This window comes from Oleiphilus sp. HI0067, from assembly GCF_001635735.1.
On record NZ_LWFI01001685.1, the window covers coordinates 1 to 1,065 of the forward strand.

General features: G+C 40.9%; 2 protein-coding genes. One reads left to right on the top strand and one right to left on the bottom strand.

Annotated elements, in window-relative coordinates; all coding sequences use genetic code 11:
• Window positions 1–174: 174 nt before the first annotated feature.
• Window positions 175–474, top strand: a complete 300-nt coding sequence (locus A3739_RS26955) for a hypothetical protein (RefSeq protein WP_156502539.1) — start codon at window positions 175–177, stop codon at window positions 472–474.
• 18 nt (window positions 475–492) lie between these two features.
• Here A3739_RS26955 and A3739_RS26960 read toward each other — a convergent pair.
• A partial coding sequence (locus A3739_RS26960; protein WP_197472623.1) for a sensor histidine kinase KdpD occupies window positions 493–1,065 on the bottom strand: 573 nt, incomplete at its 5' end.

A 1,065-nucleotide genomic window follows, 5' to 3' on the forward strand; every position in this document is an offset into this window, starting at 1 on the left:
TAGCTTGAAGAATAATCACGGGCAGTAGTTATGCGTGATATTTTTGAGTGAGGCAAATTAGGTTGAAGCGCCTAGGGAAAACTCGTATCGTTCCGGCCATCAGTGCAAACATACCTTTATTTGTTAAACGTATGTGATTTGCACAGTTCAGACGACTTTACACGAGAAAACATCATGAACAGAAAGCTACAACAAATAGGCGAGTTAGTATTTAAACAAGTAGATAACTTAGGCTTTCAGCTTGATAGCATGGGAGTTGAAAATCAGATCAATCGACATACACTGATTGCTGCGATTTTTGCAGGACAAAAACGTGTTGAAGGCGAAGTAGATAGCTTAAAAGCACGCGCGGAAAGCACGAAAGCAAACGTTGAAGAGACATTTTCTGTTGCTGAAAAGCTAGCAAAAAGTGGCTTCGAATTAGTTACCTTTCCCGCGACTTACGCGTTTAAGCGAGTAAAACGCGCGGCATAATTAGCATTTTTCAAATGTTTAAGCAGGTGTAGAAACTTCTATTCCTGCTTGTTCATTTTTAATCTCATTCCCTTCTACGATATCAATTTCAGGCAACTCAAGGGTCACAATCAAACCTGGTTCATTATCGCTAAGTTTAATTTCTCCTTGATGCAGTTCGACAACCGCTTGTACAAGACTCAAGCCTAAGCCATTCCCCGGTTGAGAGCGGCTTTTAGCAACACGATAAAAGCGATCAAAGACTTTGGATCGTTCTTCTTCAGGAATACCAATACCAGAATCTGCAATAGACAACCTTACTAGCTTATCGTGGAGATCGAGCTCAATGGATATATCTCCATCATTGGGCGTGTATTTGATTGCGTTATCGATCAAGTTGCTGACAGTTTGAAAGATTAGGTCTTTGTCACCGTGGATTTCGATATCTTTTTGAACCCTTATGCGAAGCGTTTGTTGTTTATCTTCAGCAACCAATTCATAAAGCTCTGCCGAATCTAACAGTAGGTTGGATAGATTAAAGCGTTTAAAGTTATCAGTACGACCACCCATTTCTAGGCGTGCAATGCGCAGCAGTGCATTGAAGGTGGCAAG

What these genes read in the sequence shown, in the direction of transcription:
- A3739_RS26955 (WP_156502539.1), top strand. Translation starts at nt 175, where the DNA reads ATGAACAGAAAGCTACAACAAATAGGCGAGTTAGTATTTAAACAAGTA.